At 52.3% G+C, this 19279-nt stretch carries 15 protein-coding genes; 2 read left to right on the top strand and 13 right to left on the bottom strand.

What is annotated here, in order from left to right; all coding sequences use genetic code 11:
* Window positions 1–843: 843 nt before the first annotated feature.
* The 13 genes from K6T12_RS19540 to K6T12_RS19480 form a co-directional block, all read right to left on the bottom strand.
* Entirely contained in the window at window positions 844–2727 is a 1884-nt protein-coding gene (locus K6T12_RS19540; protein WP_222224627.1) for a methyl-accepting chemotaxis protein, read from the bottom strand.
* A 256-nt stretch (window positions 2728–2983) separates the two neighbouring features.
* Entirely contained in the window at window positions 2984–4654 is a 1671-nt protein-coding gene (locus K6T12_RS19535) for an electron transfer flavoprotein-ubiquinone oxidoreductase (RefSeq protein WP_222224626.1), read from the bottom strand.
* Between the two features lie 73 nt (window positions 4655–4727).
* Entirely contained in the window at window positions 4728–5657 is a 930-nt protein-coding gene (locus K6T12_RS19530; RefSeq protein WP_222224625.1) for an electron transfer flavoprotein subunit alpha/FixB family protein, read from the bottom strand.
* Window positions 5657–6406, bottom strand: a complete 750-nt coding sequence (locus K6T12_RS19525) for an electron transfer flavoprotein subunit beta/FixA family protein (protein ID WP_222224624.1) — start codon at window positions 6404–6406, stop codon at window positions 5657–5659. Before K6T12_RS19525 ends, K6T12_RS19530 begins: the two co-directional genes overlap by 1 nt.
* Before the next feature lie 29 nt (window positions 6407–6435).
* A complete protein-coding gene (locus tag K6T12_RS19520) occupies window positions 6436–7269 on the bottom strand; it encodes an HpcH/HpaI aldolase/citrate lyase family protein (RefSeq protein WP_222224623.1) in 834 nt (277 codons plus the stop codon).
* Between the two features lie 13 nt (window positions 7270–7282).
* Window positions 7283–8485, bottom strand: a complete 1203-nt coding sequence (locus K6T12_RS19515; protein WP_222224621.1) for a CaiB/BaiF CoA transferase family protein — start codon at window positions 8483–8485, stop codon at window positions 7283–7285.
* 70 nt (window positions 8486–8555) lie between these two features.
* A complete protein-coding gene (locus K6T12_RS19510) occupies window positions 8556–9719 on the bottom strand; it encodes an acyl-CoA dehydrogenase family protein (RefSeq protein WP_222224620.1) in 1164 nt (387 codons plus the stop codon).
* Window positions 9719–10555: an itaconyl-CoA hydratase gene (locus K6T12_RS19505; protein ID WP_222224619.1), complete on the bottom strand. Its 837-nt coding sequence runs from the start codon at window positions 10553–10555 to the stop codon at window positions 9719–9721. The genes K6T12_RS19510 and K6T12_RS19505 overlap by 1 nt, the downstream gene beginning before the upstream one ends.
* Window positions 10556–10756: 201 nt before the next feature.
* Window positions 10757–11647, bottom strand: coding sequence for a LysR family transcriptional regulator (locus K6T12_RS19500; RefSeq protein WP_222224617.1), 891 nt, complete (start codon window positions 11645–11647; stop codon window positions 10757–10759).
* A 24-nt stretch (window positions 11648–11671) separates the two neighbouring features.
* Window positions 11672–12457 (bottom strand): hypothetical protein, encoded by a 786-nt coding sequence (locus K6T12_RS19495; RefSeq protein WP_222224615.1) that lies wholly within the window; start codon window positions 12455–12457, stop codon window positions 11672–11674.
* A gap of 404 nt (window positions 12458–12861) precedes the next feature.
* On the bottom strand, window positions 12862–14145 hold the full coding sequence (locus K6T12_RS19490) for a TRAP transporter large permease (RefSeq protein ID WP_222224613.1): 1284 nt from the start codon (window positions 14143–14145) through the stop codon (window positions 12862–12864).
* A gap of 4 nt (window positions 14146–14149) precedes the next feature.
* Window positions 14150–14737, bottom strand: coding sequence for a TRAP transporter small permease subunit (locus K6T12_RS19485; protein ID WP_222224612.1), 588 nt, complete (start codon window positions 14735–14737; stop codon window positions 14150–14152).
* A gap of 188 nt (window positions 14738–14925) precedes the next feature.
* Entirely contained in the window at window positions 14926–15999 is a 1074-nt protein-coding gene (locus tag K6T12_RS19480) for a TRAP transporter substrate-binding protein (RefSeq protein ID WP_222224610.1), read from the bottom strand.
* Window positions 16000–16177: 178 nt separating this feature from the next.
* Here K6T12_RS19480 and K6T12_RS19475 point away from each other — a divergent pair, with 178 nt between their 5' ends.
* Window positions 16178–17542, top strand: coding sequence for an MmgE/PrpD family protein (locus K6T12_RS19475; RefSeq protein WP_222224607.1), 1365 nt, complete (start codon window positions 16178–16180; stop codon window positions 17540–17542).
* Window positions 17543–17624: 82 nt separating this feature from the next.
* Window positions 17625–18968 (top strand): MmgE/PrpD family protein, encoded by a 1344-nt coding sequence (locus K6T12_RS19470; protein ID WP_222224605.1) that lies wholly within the window; start codon window positions 17625–17627, stop codon window positions 18966–18968.
* The last annotated feature ends 311 nt before the right edge of the window (window positions 18969–19279 follow it).

Raw genomic sequence — 19279 nt, 5'->3', positions numbered from 1 at the left:
ACTGGTATCGCTGATGGGACAATACCATCGGCTCAAATGTATGACGTGAACCGCCGTATACGGAACCGTACGTACGGTGGTGTGAGAGGACGGAGGCCGTGAGGCCTCCTCCTACTCGATTTGTTAATTATAAGGTATGAAAACCCATTGGCTTAAGCTAAAAGGAGTGTCGGCACAGCTACTCATAGTAAGCGGTCTCCACCTATGAGTGTCCGCAGAGGTCTGATCAGAGATAGGACCTACGGAAACGCAAAGGTTGCTACCCTGTAGCTGAAGTTGTTGATTGGAGTTTAACTCAAAATTTTGTAGTGCTGATGTTTCTAGAAATGGTGATACTTCATCACACACTCTGGCCATCAGTGACGAACCTGGTAGTGCATTGATATACGGCCCTATTGACGTTAAGCAGGCATTGAAAGCTGGGAAGTAAATTTTTCTATTATTGATTTCTATTGTTTGATCTGAGTATATGCCTGGCTTGCAGTTATGTGCTATCAGAGGTAAGTCAACTCTCGTATTGATACCAAATCCGATTACATCCAAGCAATATCCATCCATTGGTCTATCTAGCTTGGATAGTAGCTTTAATCTGCCATACTCTTGCTTGTTTTCTGAGGCGTACCCAGTACTGATAAATAGAGTTGCTATCGTTGTTAGTAGAAATTTTCTTTTGGTCATATCTTATAAGTGATTAAATATACTTGGGGTGATTTTGGAGTGGCTTAGTTTAGAGCCTGTAAACTTTCAGCTTTAGAATGGCGACTAGACCGTTTGTCCCGTAACCTGGAGAGCTGGAAGGGCCAGGATGGAGACCCTTACCAGCTGCGAGCCGTTTTTTACCTGTTATAACTGAAATCGAGCTGTGAGATGGTCCAGCGCATTGGCACGTTGATGAACCTGTTCGCTGGCGGTAACAATCTCGCTGACGGCTTGACTGTTATCCTGGACTGAGCCGGCTATACGATCCATACGTTGGGCCATCTCGCGGGTGGTTTCTGCTACCTGGCCGATCGCTTGGGTGATCTGTCGTGTAGCTTCACTCGCTTCTCCGGCACCTTGTTCGATTGCGACGACTGCTTGTACCGCGTTTTCACCTTGTCGATGTCCCTGCCGGGTCTGCTCAAGGGCCAACTGCATTATTTTTGAGGCCTCCTTGGACTCCTGCTGGATGGTTCCCACAATGTGGTCAATCTGTGATGTAGCCTTGACGGTTTTGTCGGCCAGCTCTCGCACTTCGTCTGCTACCACTGCGAAGCCGCGGCCGGCTTCGCCGGCACGGGCAGCTTCAATGGCTGCATTAAGTGCCAATAGATTGGTCTGGCCTGCCAACTCGTTGATCATCTCCAAAACCAGATCAATGCGCTCTGATTCCCGGTTCAAGCTGTCTATGGTATTGGCTGCATTCTCAACGACCTGTGCTGTCTCGCTGAGTGCCGACAGCGCGGTACCAATGTCGCGGCCACCTTCTTGAGCTTGTTTCAATGCGGCATCAGAAGTTTGTTGCAATTGCTGGGCGGTTACGTGCATTTGTTCAGCCGTGGTACTGATCTGCTCCGTCGCGGCGGCCATACTGCTGGATTGTGTTGACACGGCCTGGTTGGCGCTGGCGATCTCTCCGCTATGATGGCTTAATTCGGCAGCCATCTGGCGAAGCTCGCCATTCAGCGCACTAACCTCGCCAACCAGACCGTTGAGTTGTTTGTTCATACCGTTGGCGGCATCGCCAAGCTGATCGAATTCGTCGTTTCGCTTAGTGTCGATCTCTAAATGGCCGTTCAGGTTTCCATTGGCCACCTGAGCCAGGAAGTCCGTCAAAATACGCAACCGGTTGCGGGTGCTCAGGCCGATCCACAGTATCAAGGCGATTACCAGGACTACCGAGCCGGCACTGGCTACCAGCAAAAGTATCTGTGACCATTTTTCGGCTTGGTCGGCGCTTTGCCGAGCTTCTACCATGAGTGTCTCTTGCAGATGGGTATAGTTCTGATTGATGACCTGCTCAAGCTGGCTGCGTTGCTTGGTAAGCAATTGATCGTCTTTGTCTGCTTGTTCTATTGCCTTGATTACTTTTAGCAGGGCGTTCTCGTAGCCATTTAACGCTTCAGCGAAGTGTTCCTCGAAGCTGAGCTTTTGGATCATTGCGCGCAGCTGGGCGAACTTATCCAGTACCGCGGTTTGGTTTTCGGCAGTTGGTTTATCCATAAAGCGAAACTCAGCACTACGCGTCTGTTGAAAAGCGTCCACCAGCGAGGAGAACAGGCCCAACTCCCCTTTGTCCAGTTCGGCAGCGGCGCGACTCAGCTCGCCGCGAGCCCCATGTTGGCTATTGACGCCCAGGGCAGCGTGGCTTCTCTGCCATTGTGCGAGTGTTTTGTTCCACTGCTGAAACTGCTGATGAATTTGAGTCAAAGCTTCTGAAGTGGAGGGGGAGGTGGGGCGAACGGCAGAAAGGCGTTGTTCCATCTGTTGTTGTTGATCGTTGTTGAGGTCGTTCCAGGAAGCAAGGGAGGTAGGCGTGAGGCGGCGGGCGGCTGATTCTCGATCGATTAGCTCCAGTCTAAGCTGGGTGAGAGTCTCGCCATAATAGGAGAGATCGGTGAGCCGGCGAGAGGTGTCGCCTAGGTGGTTCAACCCCCATAGGGCGATGCTGCTCGCAAGCACCATGCCGATTAAGGCGGAAAGGGTGACTAGCTGGAGTTGTCTTCCAAACGCAGGTTGCCAATGCATTGCTTTTCTCTCCTTTTACAGGCCTTTTTATTTTTTGTAACCATCTGCCTGGCGTATTCTGGATGGATATTCCCCATTCAGTGCCGGCTCCTTATAACAATCCAAGACACCACGAATATTTAAATGGAGTAGTTGTATTCTCATGACTTACTCAAGGGCGGGTGCTTTAAAAAGAGCAGGCCCTAAATGGGCATGGGCCTGCTAAACGCGCGATGGGACATCCACCAACGAGTGAGACATTTTTTAGAAATTGTCCTTACATATTTGGGTAGTTCGGGCCGCCGCCGCCCTCCGGGGCAACCCACTTGATGTTCTGTAATGGATCCTTGATATCGCAGGTCTTACAGTGAAGGCAGTTTTGCGCATTGATCTGGAAGCGCTTGCCGTTATCGCCTTCAACGATTTCGTAGACGCCCGCCGGGCAGTAACGTTGTGCAGGCTCTGACCAGACCTGTAGATTCTCCTGCAATGGAATGTCTGGATCTTTGAGCTGCAGATGACAGGGTTGGTCCTCTTCGTGATTGGTGTTGGATAGAAACACCGAAGATAGCTTGTCGAAGCTGAGCTTCCCGTCTGGCTTGGGATAATGAATCTGTGCGTACTCGGATGCCGGTTTTAGTTCTGCGTAGTCGTTGCGGGTATCGTGCAACGTCAGTGGGATCTTGCCGCCGAAGATGTTTTGGTCGATGAAATTAAAGGCGCCTCCCAGGACCGTGCCAAACCGGTGCAACGCCGGGCCGAAGTTACGGCTGCGGAACAGCTCATCATAGAGCCACGATGCTTGGAAATTTTCGCCGAAGGTGGTCAAATCCCGGCCTCCTTCATCGCCTTGCGACAACGCACCGAACACCGCTTCAGCGCCGAGCATACCGGACTTCATCGCTGTGTGGGTGCCCTTGATCTTGGCGAAGTTCAGGGTGCCGGCATCGCAACCGAGCAGTAACGCGCCGGGCATGGACATTTTCGGTAGCGAGTTGAAACCGCCTTTGGCGATTGCACGGGCGCCATAGGAGACGCGTTTGCCGCCTTCAAGGAATTTTTTGAAAAGCGGGTGGTGCTTCATCCGCTGGAGTTCGTCGAACGGGCTCAGCCAGGGGTTGCTGTAGTTGAGATCAATGATCAGTCCGACGACCACTTGACAGTTGTCCGCATGATAGAGGAAAAAACCGCCGTTGGTGTCTTTGTCCAACGGCCAGCCGGCACCGTGTAATACCAGCCCAGGCTGATGTTTGGCCGGATCGATATCCCAGAGTTCTTTGATGCCAATGCCGTAGTGCTGCGGATCGGCATCCTTGTTCAGGCTAAAGTGCTTAGTCAGCTGTTTTCCCAGTTGACCGCGGCAACCTTCGGTGAACAGCGTATATTTGGCGTGTAGCTCCATGCCGGGCATGAAGCTGTCCTTGGGTTGCCCGTCGTGGCCGATACCCATGTCGCCGGTGGCGATACCTTTAACCGAGCCGTCTGGATTGAAGAGCACTTCCGTTGCCGCGAAGCCTGGGAAGATTTCGACTCCCAGTGCCTCTGCCTGTTCGGCCAACCAGCGACACAGGTTGCCGAGGCTCGCGATATAGTTGCCCTCGTTGTGCATTGTCTTGGGCGTCAGTGGATTGGCAATACGAAGAGCGCTCTGGTCATCCTTAAGGAGGTAGATCTGATCTTCTGTAACTGCGGTTGTTAGCGGCGCACCGCGTTCCCTCCAATCTGGAAAAAGTTCCTCCAGTGCCCGTGGCTCGATTACAGCACCTGACAAGATGTGAGCACCAACTTCGGACCCTTTTTCGACAACGCAGACTGACAGTTCTTGATCGGCGTCCGTTGCTTGCTGCATCAGGCGGCAGGCGGCAGATAGCCCGGCGGGGCCGGCACCGACGACTACAACATCGAACTCCATGGACTCGCGTTCGACAGTGCGCGCGGCTTCGCTCATGGGAATTCACCTCGTAATTATTATGGGATGCGGCCGGCCGGTTGCTGAGACAGGTCGCGGCCGGCCGGTTGGATTACAACTTGCTTTCGAGTGCTGGCACAGCTTCGAACAGATCCGCAACCAATCCGTAGTCAGCGACCTGGAAGATAGGTGCTTCCTCATCCTTGTTGATAGCCACGATCACCTTGGAATCTTTCATACCAGCCAGGTGCTGAATGGCTCCGGAGATACCGACGGCGATATACAAATCCGGAGCGACGATCTTGCCGGTCTGGCCAACCTGCATGTCGTTCGGAACGAAGCCCGCGTCAACTGCGGCGCGAGAGGCGCCAACCGCCGCGCCCAGCTTGTCAGCGAGGCGTTCAATCAATGCGAAATTCTCACCATTGCCCATTCCACGACCACCGGAGACGACGACAGGCGCCGAGGTCAGCTCAGGACGATCGGACTTGGCCACTTCTTCGCTGATAAAGCGTGAGAGACCCGAGTCATACAGCTCGGTCAGTGTCTCGGTGGAGGCTGAGCCGCCTTCTGCCGCGGCGGCATCGAAGGCGGTCGTACGAACGGTGAGCAATTTGATTTCATCAAGCGATCTGACGGTAGCAATAGCGTTACCGGCGTAGATTGGTCGCTTGAAGGTGTCGGCGCCTTCGACAGCGATAACATCGGACTGCAAGCCGACATCGAGCAGTGCGGCAACGCGGGGCATTAGGTTTTTGCCGGTGGTGGTGGAAGGCGCCAGAATATGGCTAAAGTTCTTGCCGAGCTCGGCCACCAACGGCGCGACGTTTTCGGCCAACTGATGACCGTATGCGGTATCGTCTGCCAGGTATACTTTTGAAATGCCCGCGACCTTGGACGCTTGTTCGGCGACGGATTGACAGCTTTCGCCAGCGACCAGAATCTCCAGGTCGTCGCCAATAAGGGCTGCGGCACTGACCGCGTGCAGCGTGGCCGGCTTTAGAGTGCTATTGTCGTGTTCTGCAATGATCAGGATGGCCATCAGATTACCTTCGCTTCGTTTTTCAGTTTGTCGACCAGCTCCTCGACTGAAGCCACCTTGATACCGCCTTGGCGCTCGGCCGGCGGTTCCACTTTCAACAGTTCGGTGTGGGCCCGCAGCTCGATACCAAGCTCGGCTGCCGATTTAACATCCAGGGGTTTTTTCTTGGCCTTCATGATATTCGGCAAGGACGCGTAGCGAGGTTCATTTAAGCGCAAGTCGCTGGTAACAATGGCCGGTAGCCGTAAAGCGACGGTTTGCAGACCGCCGTCAACCTCTCGGGTAACCAACGCCTCGTTGTCTTGAATCTCGACGTCGGAGGCGAAGGTTCCCTGGCCCATGCCGGTCAGAGCCGCCAACATCTGACCCGTTTGGTTGTTGTCGGAGTCGATCGCCTGCTTGCCGAGAATGATTAGCGACGGCCGCTCGTCCTCGACAACTTTGGCGATCAGCTTGGCGACTGACAGGGATTCAGGCATCGTGTCGGTTTCAATTTGGATGCCTCGGTCGGCGCCGAGTGCCAGCGCGGTGCGGATCTGTTCCTGCACGGCTTTGGGGCCGATGGACATGACAACTACTTCGGTAGCGATGCCCGCTTCCTTTAGCCTTACCGCTTCCTCTACTGCGATTTCGCAGAAGGGATTCAGGGCCATTTTGATGTTGGTCAGATCAACGTCGCTGTGGTCTGACTTGACGCGTACCTTGACGTTGTGGTCTAGCACGCGTTTGACTGCTACCAATACTTTCATACATTTGTCCGGTAATTCGTTGGTTGAGTTCAGCCGATGGCGGTATCGCCGGCCTGGTCGACAATCTTCTGAGCCCGCTGTATGACGGGGGCATCCACCATTTGGCCGTCGACAGTGAATACGCCTTCGCCATCAGCAACGGCAGCGAGCACACGTCGTGCCCACTCCAGTTCAGTGGTATCGGGGCGGAAGCCTCTGTGAATGGGTTGCAGCTGGCGCGGATGAATACAGAGCATTCCGGCAAAGCCCATCTCCCGGGCCTGCCGAGCCATGTTTTCCAGGGTTTGCTCGTCGTCGATTGCCGGGTAGACGCTCTCGATCGGTGCCTCCAGGCCGGCTGCTTTGGAGTGCAGGACAAGGTCGCAGCGAATCCGGTCCAGCATAAGCCGGGCACCCGCTGTCTCGGGCGTGATACCAAGATCGAGCCCCATGTCCAGCGCGCCGAAGCAGACACGCTCCACCCCCTTTACTTTCGCTATCCGAGCGAGTTCTTCAACGCCAAGGGCGCTTTCCACCAACGGCCAGACAGGTTTGCCGGTAGCGCTGGCCTGCTGCAGGGCTTCGGTACTTTGGGCCTTGGCGACCATGATGGCTGTTACACCGGGTTGTTGTTGGCACAGGGCGAGGTCCGCGGCGAACTCTTGGCTGCCAGCCGAATTGACGCGGACGATAATGTTGGCGTCGGGCGTGGTTTCAAGATAATCCCGCAGGGCCTCCCTGGCTGTGCTCTTAGCTGAAGGTGCAACGGCGTCTTCCAGGTCGATGACGACCGCATCCGCGCCGCTAGCAACCGCCTTAGCAAACCGTTCAGGTCGTGATGCTGGTACGAACAGGACAGACCTTGGTGCCTTTGAAACTGTCATTGTTTGTCTCCATTCAGATAATCCCAGCGTGCTTCAACTGCTGAAGATCGCTGTCGTTGTAGCCGAGCTCGGTAAGGATCTCGGCGGTATGTTGGCCGAGGGCCGGCACAGCTTCCATTCGGGGAGTGAATGCGCTGCTACGGCCCGGCGGCAGCAGGGCGGGCAGCTCTCCGCTGGGGCTGTCGATCCGGGTCCAGCGTTGACGGGATTCCAGCTGAGGATGGGACCAGACCGACTGCATGTCGTTTACATGGGCATTTGCGATCTTGGCTTGATCGAGTCGTGCGATGACCTCTTCAGCTGTCAGTGGCTTGAAAACGTCATGAATCAGTTCGCGTAATATCTCCCGGTTCTCCGAGCGTTTGTAGTTGGCGCAGAACCGCTCGTCTTCAGTCAGTTCCGGCATCTGTAACACGGTCTCGCAAAAGGAGTGCCATTCGCGTTCGTTTTGCAAGCCAAGCATCACTGAACGGCCATCGCCGGTATTGAATGGGCCATAGGGATAGATGGTTGCATGAGAAGCCCCTGCTCTGGCGGGGGGGGCGGCGCCTTCGAAGGCGTAGTACATGGGATACCCCATCCACTCGACCAGACTTTCCAACATGGACAGCTCAATACGGCTGCCAAGACCGGTACGCTGCCGCAGGATCAAGGCCGAGAGAATGTTGGTATAGGCGTACATGCCCGCGGCGATATCTGCAATAGAACAACCCGCTTTGGCCATCCCTTCCGGGCCAGGCTGGCCGCTTGTAGACAAGTAACCGGACTCGCTCTGGATCAGCAAGTCGTAAGCTTTTTTGTGCTGATAGGGGCCGCCTTCTCCGTAGCCAGAGATGTCGCAGACGATAAGACCGGGGAAGCGTTGGTGAAGCTGTTCGAACGAGAGTCCGAGCCGAGCCGCAGCTCCCGGAGCCAGGTTCTGCACCAGGACATCCGCCTGTTCCAATAACGACTCCATCACCGGTTGGGCCTGGTCGGATTTCAGATCAAGAGTCAGACTCTTTTTAGTCCGGTTGGTCCATACGAAATGGGACGACAAGCCGTTGACCCGCTGGTCGTAGCCGCGCGCAAAGTCGCCGCTACCGGGCCTCTCGATCTTGATGACGTTGGCCCCGAGGTCCGCCAGCTGACGGGTACAAAAAGGGGCTGCAATAGCATGCTCGAGGCTGATTACATTAATCCCCTCAAGCGGTCTGGTTTGAGAATCTTTATTCATCACCGTGCAACCTTGCCAAATAACGTTAACGGACGTCGCCGGCACCGCTGTACAGCGCCGGCGAGCAGGTTTAGAAGGAGCGGGGAAGTTCCAGCAGATGTTCCGAAACATAAGACAGGATCAGGTTGGTGGAGATCGGTGCAACCTGATAAAGGCGGGTTTCCCGGAACTTGCGTTCGACATCATATTCACAGGCAAAGCCGAAGCCCCCGTGCGTCTGCAGACAGACATTGGCCGCTTTCCAGGACGCTTCGGCAGCTAGATACTTCGCCATGTTGGCACTGGCGCCGGCAGGAATGCCATTGTCGTATTCATGGCAGGCGCGCCAGCGCATGAGGTCGGCGGCTTCCACATCGATATGGGCCTGTGCGATAGGGAACTGGACGCCCTGGTTCTGACCAATCGGGCGACCGAAAACTTCACGCTCGCGTGCGTAGGCAGATGCTTTCTCGATGAACCAGCGACCGTCGCCGATACATTCGGCAGCGATCAGGGTACGTTCTGCATTCAGTCCATCGAGAATGTAGCGGAAGCCCTTGCCTTCCTCGCCGATCAGACAGTCTGCAGGGATCTCCAGGTTATCGAAGAACAGTTCGTTGGTTTCGTGGTTCACCATATTCGCAATCGGTTGTACCGACATCCCGTTAGCCATGGCGTACTCGAGATCTACCAGAAAGATGGACATGCCTTCCGACTTGCGGGTCACCTCTGCGAGGGGCGTGGTACGAGCCAGCAGAATCATCAGGTCCGAGTGCTGGATACGGGAAATCCATACTTTCTGCCCGTTGATAACGTATTTGTCGCCTTTGCGAACCGCAGTTGTCTTGATTTTTGTCGTGTCGGTGCCGGTCGTTGGTTCGGTTACGCCCATGGACTGAAGGCGCAATTCCCCGGCAGCGATCTTAGGTAGAAATTTTTGTTTTTGTTCGTCACTACCGTGGCGCAGCAACGTGAACATGTTGTACATCTGGCCATGTACGGTGCCGGAATTACCACCACAGCGGTTTACTTCTTCTAGAATTACCGAAGCTTCTGACAATCCCAGGCCGGAACCACCAAACTCTTCGGGAATCATGGCGGCTAACCATCCGGCTTCCGTCAGTGCCTGGACAAAGTCTTCCGGGAAGCCTTTGACCTCGTCAATCTGGCGCCAGTAAGCGGCATCGAAGTTTTCGCAGAGACCACGTACGCCTTCGCGAATAGCATTGATTGCATCAATATCGTGCTGAAACATCAGTTATTCTCCCGGTATTGGAGTTCGGCCTGGTGGGCAAGGCCATTTTTATTGAACGCCCAGAGCTCAGACTTTCCATGTTCTGTATGCCGCCCCGAAACATTGAAGCTCTGCTCGGCGGTAAGCGGCCGTAGCCCTTTATATGCAAGGAAGGTTGGCCGCAAGCTTGGATTGGCTGTTGTAAAGGCTCGCATCATTAACGTGGCGATCAACGGGCCATGAACGACTAGATCTCGATATGACTCTTGCTCTGTTGTGTAGGGCCAGTCGTAGTGAATACGGTGGGCGTTGAAGGTCACCGCGGAATATCGGAATAACAGCGAAGGGTCTGGATTGATGCTTTCTATCCAGCCGAACTCTTCATCGAACGAGGTTGTATCGCTCTTTACGGCTACCGGAGGGCGATAAACAATGTCCTGTTCTTCACTGATACAGAGGGTACCTTGCTGGTAGAATTCGTGATGGACCGTCACGAATATTAGCTTTCCGGACCTGCCTTCCTTTTCTGTAACTTTGATAATGCTTGACTCGCGAGCCGCATCGAGTCCAACCTTCAACGGTTCTATGAACTTAACGCGTCCGCCTGCCCACATCCGAACGAGACCTTCAATGCCCGGAATGAAGGTGCTGATATTCGGGTGCCCATCAGGACCAATGCAATCCTGAGAAACCGGATTCTGGAAAAAGGCCCAGTGCCAGAGCGCCGGCAAGTTGTCGTATCTTTTGGGCTTTTGAATACTGAAAGTTGCAGCCAGACGGTTACATAAGAGTTCAGAGATGTTGTCTAGAGTCTGCTCTTTGCGGCCTATCCAGCTTGAAGGGGATTTTGTATCCATGATGCCTCTCTTGCGTTATTTTATCTTTAGAGTGCTACAGACATTCAGGAATTTGAATTTCTTATATTGAAAGTTAGTCTTTTCCTAGATGGAAGGGTTCTATTGCCATTATATTTGGTGGTGGCTATGTGGGTACTACTCCACCTAATAGTGGTATTTGGCCATAGTTGTATCTGGTTGCGCTAGCTGCTTCGCGTTTAATCAGCTATAACGCTGAGTTATATCATTGATTAACTCTTGGCCGCATTTGGGTAGGTTTTCCAAATCTTTCAAAATAATGCAGCGGCATCGTTTGGCCCATGTGTCAGAGAGTTCGACTAGTTTTATTCGCATTGTGCGGGCATGTCGGATCGCACTGCTTTCGGGTATCACCCCTATACCTACCCCTGACTCCACCATTCGGCAAACCGACTCAAAGCCGAAAACTTGCACTCTAGGCTTGAGGTTGCCTCCTATTTGGCGGGCGACATTCTGTAAAAAAGAAAAAAGGCTACTGCCTTCGTGTAGACAGATGTGTGGTTCTGTAAGGGTTTCGAAAAAACTTAAGCGATCAAGTCTTGCCAGTTCGCTATCGAAGGGGACAGCTAGAAGGAGGTTGTCTGTGGTAAAGGGGATGACTTCAAGTCCCGTTCCCTGAACTTCATCCGATATGATGCCAAGGTCTGCTGCCCCTTCAAGAATATTTTTAACAATGTTGTTATTTAGTTCTTCCTGTAAGTCAATACTGACACCCGGTCTTTGGGACAGGAAATCAGCCAGTACATCTGGAAGAATTTCGGTGACTGCAGTTGTATTTGCTAGAATTCGCAAGTGGCCTGAATCTTCACCGCCGAGGGTGGAGAAGTCCTGCTTTACGGCTGATATCCTTTGAAGTATCGAGATCGCATGTTTAAGTAGTCGTGAACCCGCAGGTGTCAGGCTCATGCCTCTCGAGTCTCTATAAAACAAGCGGCTATTGAGCTGGCCTTCTAGCCCCTTGATTCGATTGCTGGCCGCTGCAGCTGAAATATTAGCTCGTTTGGAACCCCGGGTCAGGCTATTGGATTCTGCGATACAAACGAAAAGCTCCAGATCTCGTAAGTCGAAATGCATAGTCGTCTCGGAGGGGGGTTGTGCTTACAGTTGGGCCTTGGCTGTAACCCGGCTGAGTAATAGGAAAACGGAAGTAATAAGTAGCGAAACCATAATGGCGACCCAGAATATGACTTCGATAGATGCCCGCTCATGATAATGCGCAAGTACCAGAAGAAAACAGAATATGCTTAGCATTCCGGTCTGAGCTGATGAGACAGTGTGTTGAGTTACCTGAACGCCGTGCCGGCTTTGTAGGGTTAGTATCAGGACGGTGAAGCCGATTGGGAAACCTGAAATTGCGCCAGAAATAGCAGGGCCTGTGTGTTGTGCCAGTACTGTGGCGATACCTACAAGAGTTCCCGCTGCCAGTGCCCTAACTAAAATATCTAAATCCGACGCCTGGGTTGAACCCGGTGCAGGCATGGACTTAAATCGTGCAGAGCTAGCTTTAGACCCTGCATAAGCTACGAAAAATATGATAGTTGACACAGTAACTGAGTCTATAAAATGCACAAGAATACTGGCTGATACTAACCATCCAAGAGTAGAAAATAGCAGCGTCAAGTGTAGCCTAAGTATGGTGGATAGTTTTAAGTATATTGCAGTGAATGCGAGAGTCGCCGTCATCGCATTCATTGATGAGAGGACAGCTTCTGAGATAAATACGCTGTTATGTTCAGCAAGGAGAAAAAAATAGGCGGGGCCGAGCACAACCGGAGCACCGGCTACGATTCCGCCGAATCTCGGTCCAAGGCGCTCCACTCCTTTTGCAACTAGAATCACAACAAGGGCGGTTAGCATGGTTTTATAAATAAGAGCTATAAACATATTTCTGCCTGATAAAGGGGAGGGTGCCTTGTGTTAATAGAACCGCCTGGCTCCTAACGTCGCTGATACGCTGGGATGGTATCGGGCAGGCCAAAAAAGCATACTCCGGGCCCGGATCCGAGTGTTGCTAGGGGCCCCGGAGTATGAACTGCTACCAAACTTTATAATACGGGACTGCCATATTTTCAGTTGAATAAAAAAATATGAACCCTAGGTTAATTAAAAAAGCACACTCCAAGTCGCGTACCAGAAGACCGTGGAGTGTGCAAGGCCGCACCTCTTACTTTCATCTTTGTGGTATGAATGTTGCCATGTTTTATGGGGCGCTATCCTCTTGAAAACGCCCTTGTATATAAAAAGGCATACCCTAGCTGAGGTAATCTAGGGTATGCAAAGGGCTCCCGCTATCCGATGATGCCCGGGAGATAGAGCGCGATATCTGGAAAAGCAATCAGGAAAATACCCATGATCACCATCATCAATACATAGGGTAATGCGCCGGTCATCACTTGGTTCAACGAACCTTCCTTTCGGACACTCTGGACAACGTACAGGTTAAGACCTACTGGCGGCGTGATCAGTGCCATCTCAATCAACAGGATTACCAGTACACCAAACCAGATTGGGTCATACCCCAATGAGATGATCACAGGGGCTACGATTGGCAACGTGATAACCATCAGGGACAGGGTTTCCAGGAAAAAGCCCAGGATGACGTAGAGTGCGACGACCAGCAGTAGTGTATTAAACGAGTCCAGTCCGCTTGCCGTGATAAAGTTAGAGATCTCTCGGGTAACCCCCGAGGATGCAAGTACGAAATTTAGGAAATATGATGCCACAATGATAAGCATGATCATGCCAGTGGTTTTCATTGTGCCTTCAAGGGCCTCGAACAGCATCTTTACGGATAGCGTACGGAACACCATCGCTAATATAAGCGCTCCAGCGACTCCGATTGCCGCCGCTTCGGTTGGTGTCGCCCAGCCGGCGTAAATGGAACCGACAACGATAAAAAAGAGCGACAATACCGGTAATAGTTCAACCAGTCCTTTGAGGCGTTCTCCCCAGCTATGCGAGCGTTTTGGGCCTCCCAGTGACGGATTGATTGTACAGAGAGCGGCAGTACCTATAACAAAGATTGTCGCAAGCATGATGCCTGGGATCAGGCTCGCGGCAAACAGTTTCGGAATCGATGTTTCAGTGATGAAGCCGTAGACAATCAAGTTGATTGAGGGCGGGATCATAATGCCAAGCGTACCGCCGGCTGCAATCGAGCCGGTGAATAGCCGGCTATCATAGCCAAGCCGTTTGGCTTGCGGAAGGGCGACCGTGCCGACTGTTGCTGAGGTCGCTACGCTGGAACCAGACGTGGCGGAGAAGAATGTCGCAGTGCCGATGTTGGCATGCAGCAGGCCGCCAGGCAGCCAAGATAGCCAAGATTCCAGAGCCATATAGGTGTTTTTTGCTACTCCTGAGCGGACCAACAACTCCCCGAGCAACACGAAGAGCGGGATCGCAATCAGGAGAAAGCTGTTGGAAGCGGACCAAAGCACATCACCCAATGCAAGGTGAAGTGGAAAGCTCGAAAAGAAATAGCCAATTACAAGCGCAAGTATAAGCAGGGTCGCGGCAACAGGAACGCTTAACAAGAGTAACGTAAGAAGAGTTACTATCGATGCAATAATCATGTTATTAGTCCTGTGTTATCTCGTTTATATGATCGTCAACTGAAGGACTTGCAATTAAGCTGCTAACTTTTTTCTGGTCGTTACTGAAAAAAGCTAGCAACGAACGGATAATCAGAAGCGTAATCGAGATTGAGAACCATACGAAGCCAACTGCCCATAAAAACTGCGGTATCCATAGGGGGGCCATCAATGGTGAGTTTGACCTGGCATCGGAGAGATAGGCGTCGACGGCGATGTTCGTTACAGCATGAGTCGCGTACAGACAGACCCCTGCAAGACAGCAGATTGCAATAATGTCAAGTAGATTTCTAACGAGTTTTCCGGCTTTTAGATAGAGGATGTCTATTCTAATGTGGGCTTTCTCAAGCATTGCAAAAGCAAAAGACCAGCTGGCGATAATAGCCATGGTATATCCGGATACCTCGGTAGCTGGAAAAATTGACTGGTTCGCAAGTTTCCTGAATGCGACCTCTACAATAATCATTACGACGGAGCCGAGTAGAATAAGACCACCTAGCCTGGCTATCCAGCGAGAAACGTGGTTGACTCGACTAATCAAGGAGTCGAGTAACTTGGCTAAGTTTTCAAACATCTTATTACCTAGTGTGCTTGTTGTCTTTTGTTTAGTGCTACTTTTTAAATCTATAGTATTCACGTCGCCAATCGGGTGCTGGTTCTAATTGTATTACACTGGCATTTATCGAAGCTAAGCGCGCAGCAGCTATTAATCTGCCCGGTGTGCTAGTCACCGGGCAGCTCTTTTAAACATCAAGCGGACGTTTAGTTCGAGGCTTTTTTTGCCATAAGTCCGGTTACGGAGCCGATTGTGCTATTCCACTTCTGAATGGATGCATCATCCACACGATTGGCCCAAGCTGGAATGACCGTTTCCTCAAGTTTTCCAGCGGCATAACTGACATCGGCCTCGCTTGTCTTAACCAGAGTCATAGAGGCTGCTTTACCACGCTGGCATGCACCGGCGCCTGTCAGGCAGTTGATACCCTCCTCGAAGTCGGCTTGTGCTGCATCCCAAACAGACTTCTCATAGTCGGCGGTCTGTTTTTCCAGCCACTGTTGGGTATCCTTGCTAAGCGATGCCCATTTTTTTCCGTTCATTGCGGTTACGACATGATCCCAGCCGCCAACAGCCAGCGGGTAGAGGTGAGTGGACACTTCATACCAACCGCCGTTGTAGCCTGATAGTGGTGCGGTGACTGCGCAATCGATCACGCCACGCTGCAGTGCTCCGGGCACCTCATTAAAGCTGAGGGTAATCGCTTCGGCGCCCAATGCCTCCAAAAATTCGCCGGTGGTACGACCGCTGGCACGGATCTTTTTATCCTTGAGGTCATCCAGGTTGTCGATCGCCGTATTACAGAAAACCATCTGTGGGCCATAGGGGACAACGGCCAGGAGCTTGGCGCCATTGAAGCGCTTCGCCATCGCTTCAACCATTACGGGGCGGTAGGCATCGCTAACTTTCTTGGCAAGGTCAACTTCGGGCGCAATCATCGGCATGTCCAGCCCTTCGAGCTCCGGAGCTTCTTCAACAGAGTAGCCGGCAACAGTTGAGCCCACATCGAAAAGACCTTTTGAAAGCAGTTTGAATACTTCGCTTCCTCCAAGGCCCATTTCCGCAAAAGTCGTGACCTGGGTTTTAATCTTACCCTCGGATGCTGTTGTTAGTCTCTCCTCCCAGAAAGGGCCTTCAAATTTTTGAAACAGCGCGAGGCTTCTGTAAGTGCCTACATAATTCAGATCCTGCTCGGAAATGCCTTCTGCGTGTGCGGTTGACGACAAAATTAGGGTTCCGAGCATTACCGCTTTGAAATGCTGGCCAGTATTCTTATTCATATTGTGGACCTCTTGTCGAGTGACAGCGTTTGTGAATAGTTACACTAGATTTGCGGTCAAGATCGTGCAATGTGGATTATGTGTACCAGATATATCGAATTGTTATAGGTGTTGGCTTCTTCGGTGTGATTTACTGCCTGGTAACTATTAAAAATATATCAGGTAAAAAGGTAAAGCTATGGATGCAATGGGGCACTTTGCTGAGCACGTGATTTCCCGGGAGTTCGGGGAGATGCCTAGTGAAGCGATAGCCGCTGTTAAAACGTTTCTCTTGGATTCCATCGGAGTCGGTATCTCCGGCACTCGCGGGCAGTGGGCGGGGGAACTCGGAGACTGCCTGGAGGGATGGGGGAAGGGGAGCGACAGCAGAGTGTTGGGGCGTGCCGGCACTTACCCTTGTGCCAATGCGGCCATGGCTAACGCCTTCTATATCCACAACTCAGAGTATGATTGCGTGCACGAAGGGGCGGTAGTGCACCCGATGGCATCGATCGTTGGCGCGGCGCTTGCCGTAATCGATAAAAAAGGAGGCATATCCGGCAGGCAGTTAATTGAGGCCATCGCTCTGGGGGCTGATGTTTCCTGCGGGATCGGCGTAGCCTCAAGCTCACCTCTCAAGTTTTTCCGGCCTGCTACCGCAGGAGGCTTTGGCGCGACGGCGGTCACAGGTAAGTTGATGGGTTTTGATCAGGAAACACTGTTAAACGCCTTCGGTACCCTGTATGGGCAAAGCTGCGGCACTATGCAATCCCATGAAGAGGGCAGCATGTTGCTGGCATTACAGATAGGTTTCAACACGCGGAATGCAATAACGTCATGTGATATGGCATCCCGTGGATTGGTCGCCCCCCGGAATGTGCTAGAAGGACGGTTTGGCTACTTCAGGCTCTTTGAAGGCGAGTATGACGTCGCTCCGGTACTGGCTAAACTCGGAGAAAACTGGCGAATCACCGAGGTTTCCCATAAACCCTTTCCCACCGGCCGCGCCACTCAGGGCGTGATAGAGGCGGCCATTCAGCTAACTCAACAACATGATTTCTCGATTAGCGACATCGATACGATCAACGCATATGTCACTCCTCTGACCAAGCGGCTTGTCGGACGCCCAGTGAGTAATGATATGGCTCCGAACTATGCTCGACTCTGCCTGCAATATTGCGTTGCCCGGGTGTTGCAGAAAGGACGGTTGGAACCTGTGGACTTCCGGCCTGAGGCGTTGGCGAAGACAGATATCTGCGCGTTGGGGCGCCGCGTCAATATTGTCGCGCAGGATAACGATGACCCCAATGCACTCGGCCCCTCTGCGCTCGAGCTAAAGCTTAGGGATGGCCGTAACTTGATGGTGCGGGTTGCGGATATGCCAGGTAGCCCTTCAAACCCTCTGACTCGCGAGCAGCACTTGACTAAGTTTAGGTCTAACTGGTTATCGGTAAAACAGACCGAAACTGGTGGCGATCAGGCCGAGCAAGTGATTGAACTGATAGACAACCTGGAGAGTGTTAAGGACGTAGGCATACTCTTGGATCTTATTTGCCGAGTTTAAACGTTTGCTTCGACTTTTCGTGTATTTCAACTTGAGTTGTTATCAGATTGAAAGTTAATGGTAGCTGTCGATAGGTCCTATGATGTCTCAGAAATTCGTTGATTTATTACAAAGGTTCGTCAGCCAGGAAGTTCGAATGGCGGCGGCATTCCGTCTGCTGGATTGGCTCGGCTGTGCCACCGTCGGAGCCGGGGAGCCTCAAGGGAAAGCTGTGGCCGCTTATGCCAATTCGTTACCACAGGGGCCTGTCTCCTGTATCGGAGCAGGGGAGCGGGAGGCATCAGTAGCGGCGTTTGTGAATGGGGCTCTGGGAAATATTCTGGAAATGGATGATTTGCACCGGATGGCGATCGTTCATCCGGCTGATACGATTATCCCGGCTGCCCTCGCTGTTGCGCAGCGGGAGAATAGTACGCCGCAGGCGCTACTAACGGCTGTTGTCAGAGGTTATGAGGCTGCTATCCGAATTGGTGAAGCGGCCGGCGCTGATCACTATCAATACTGGTACAGTACTTCGACCTGTGGTGTGTTTGGTGCTGCAGTGGCAGCGGCCTCCCTGCTTGAATGTGACTCCGGTCAGCTGGCGGATGCGATAGGGCTGGCTGGTATGCAAGCCTCTGGGTTGTGGCAGTGCCGTCTGGAAGACGGCTATGCCAAACAATTGGCCACTGCCAGGGCGGCGCAAAGCGGTGTTATAGCGGCAGATCTCGCTGTCCGGGGGTTCCCTGCACCACACCAAATTATCGAGGGTGAGCTCGGTTTTCTGGTCGCTACCGCCGCCAGGCAGTCGACAGAAGCGCTGGAATCGAACCCGTCTGCCCCTTGGAAAATATTGGAGGTAAGCGAAAAGCCTTGGCCGGGCTGCCGGCACACGCACCCGGTGATAGAAGCAGCGCTTCGATATCGTGAAGATGTGGCTCTGGAAAGCATTGAGAGGGTTGAGATTTATACCTATAAGAGCGCTGTTGAGTTTTGTAATGATGTAACGCCGGACACGCCTCATCGAGCCCGTTTCAGTTTGCAGCATGCGTTTGCGGTGTCGTTTCTTAAGGGAGAGCCGCTGCTGACGGACTACGAAGGTCATTTATTGAACGACAGCCCTATCCGTACCTTAAGGGAAAAAGTCGTCGTGTCTGAGTCGACACCGATTAGTCGTCAATTTCCATATCGTTTCGGCTGTGAGGTTTGGCTGTATACACAGTCTGGAGAGTGTTATCAGCAGACTATCATTTCCGCTAAAGGTGACCCCGAAAACCCAGTTGATACGGCGGCGAGGCTTAATAAATTCTGGCGACTTATGGCTCATGCAGGTGTTGCTGATGAACAGGTGGCGAGCTTTGAACAGGCTATTCTGCAGTTGCCATTTTCTAATTCTACCGATGAACTGTTTAAGCTGCTTGGATCACTGTCACGGTTGAGGGAATAGTGTTGGAATATCTCATTGTTCTGACAGGTCAGGGTGGGATATCAACTTTTATTGATGGTTTTAATGTGAGGTGGAATTGTTTTTTGAAGTTTAAGTCTTGCCTGTGAAGTTCTTGGTTTCTTGGTAAGGTTTGTGTTGTTTTAGTCATAGAGGTTGGTCGGTCTCTATAACTTTAGGTCCCTATATTTAGAGACTGTAGATAAAACTGTGTAACTGCCTATCATGGAGCCAGCAATGGCTAAGGATAGGCAGTATGGACAAGAAGCAACTGGAGGCCTTCGCTCGCGAAGCCGCAAAATCCATCAAAACCG

This window comes from Marinobacterium arenosum (assembly GCF_019795155.1).
In the GTDB taxonomy this organism is placed as follows: domain Bacteria; phylum Pseudomonadota; class Gammaproteobacteria; order Pseudomonadales; family Balneatricaceae; genus Marinobacterium_C; species Marinobacterium_C arenosum.
The sequence above is the reverse complement of the archived record's forward strand: the minus strand, read 5'-3'. Positions and strand labels throughout refer to the sequence as shown.